This window comes from Lactobacillus sp. UMNPBX17 (assembly GCF_002553735.1).
Lineage (GTDB): Bacteria > Bacillota > Bacilli > Lactobacillales > Lactobacillaceae > Lactobacillus > Lactobacillus gallinarum.
Window position 1 is genome coordinate 1 of sequence record NZ_PCYT01000125.1, and the last position, 1,719, is coordinate 1,719.

The following is a 1,719-nucleotide window of genomic DNA, read 5'->3' on the forward strand; positions in this document are numbered from 1 at the left end:
AAGTGTCTGGGAAAAAACTAATTCCTAAGACATGAAAAAAGAACGATGATTTCCTTTTCGATTTCATCGTTCTTTTTCTATACTTTAACTGCCTTCCTTGATATTATTAAATCGCTACAGTATAAAAAGAAAGAAGACAATCTCAATGTATCAAAATTATACCACAGGCCAGACTGCTTTAACACTTAATTTAGACTTTACTATACCTAACAATCACTTGGCAACAGTGATCGGCTGGTTCGTCGATTCGATTCCAGAAGACGTCCTATTGGGCGATTCTGCCAAAACCGGGCGTCCTGCCTATCACCCTGCTATGATGCTTAAGATCTTGCTTTTTGCTTATTCTCGCAGAGTATTCTCAGGCAGAAAAATTGCGCTGATGTTAGAAGAAAATCTACCAATGATGGTATTGGCTGAGCACCAGCAGATTTCATACCATACCATCAATAATTTTAGATCGAGCGACCACGCCAACGAATTGGTCAAGAAATGCTTTCTTTACTTTACCAACCTACTGGAACAAGAAGGCTTGATCAACGAAGGGGCTATCTTCATCGACGGCACGAAAATCGAAGCCGATGCCAATCGCTATAGCTTTGTCTGGCGCAAGGCAGTTGAAAAGTATCATGAAAAGCTCAAAGGTCAAGCAGTTGAACTATATGATGAACTGATTGCCAAAGAAGTCGTCAAAGCAATGGCAAAAGAGCAAGTACAAACCAGTCAGGGGTTGACGGAGCTAGCGCAAGAAACGGAAGCTGAAATTGAAAAACTGACTGAAGAGATTGCCCAAGAGCCTAAAGCCATTCCTGGCGGCTCGGCTAGAAAAGCAAAAAGACGAGCTCTAAAAAAGCTGCTTCATAAGCTAAGAAAAGACTACGTGCCTAGAATGAAGAAGTATGAAGAGGCAGAAGAAGTCTTTGCTGGGCGAAATAGCTACTCTAAAACCGACCACGATGCGACGTTCATGCATATGAAAGAAGACCACATGAAGAACGGCCAGCTCAAGCCAGGCTATAATATCCAAGTCGCTACAACGGATCAATACGTAGTCGATTTTGCTTTGTATCCCAATCCGACTGACTTTAAGACGCTAGAGCCTTTTTTAAAACAGATGACGACAATGGACAAGTTCGATAAGATCGTCGCCGATGCTGGCTACGGCAGCGAGTACAACTACTCAATGCTTGAAGAAGAATATTCAGACAAGCAGTACTATATCCCTTATACCATGTACGAAAAGGAACAAACTAGAAAGTACAAAAACGATCCAACTAAGCTAGCCAACTGGTTCTATGATGAAGAAGACGATTACTACCTTGATCAAAACGGCGTTAGGTTTAGCTTCAAATGTTATAGTCGGCGTAAAGATAAATCGACTGGTCAGGTTCGCGATTTTAAGGTTTACGAAGCGGATAAATTTCAATTAACGCCAGAATTAGAGCGTTTAGCCAAAACCAAGAGCGGACGCCAGCGGCAGGTTCGCTATAATCCTAACTGGCAATACTTAAAAGAAAAAGCTAAAGGAGTTCTCCAAAGTCCTGAAGGCAGGTACATCTACAGCAAGAGAAAGTATGATGTGGAGCCAGTTTTTGGACATTTGAAGAACGTTTTTGGCATGCGTCGAACTCATTTAAGAGGCAAAAAGAAGGTTGAAACTGATGTGGGAATAGCCTTCATGATGATGAATTTAAGCAAATATTGGAACAGAAGATGGTCAAA

At 41.5% G+C, this 1,719-nt stretch carries 1 protein-coding gene; it reads left to right on the forward strand.

Features of this window, described 5'->3' with window-relative positions; genetic code table 11:
* Positions 1–145: 145 nt before the first annotated feature.
* Positions 146–1,719 (forward strand): IS1182 family transposase (locus CP368_RS09850; RefSeq protein ID WP_098046052.1); only part of this gene is annotated, 1,574 nt, incomplete at its 3' end.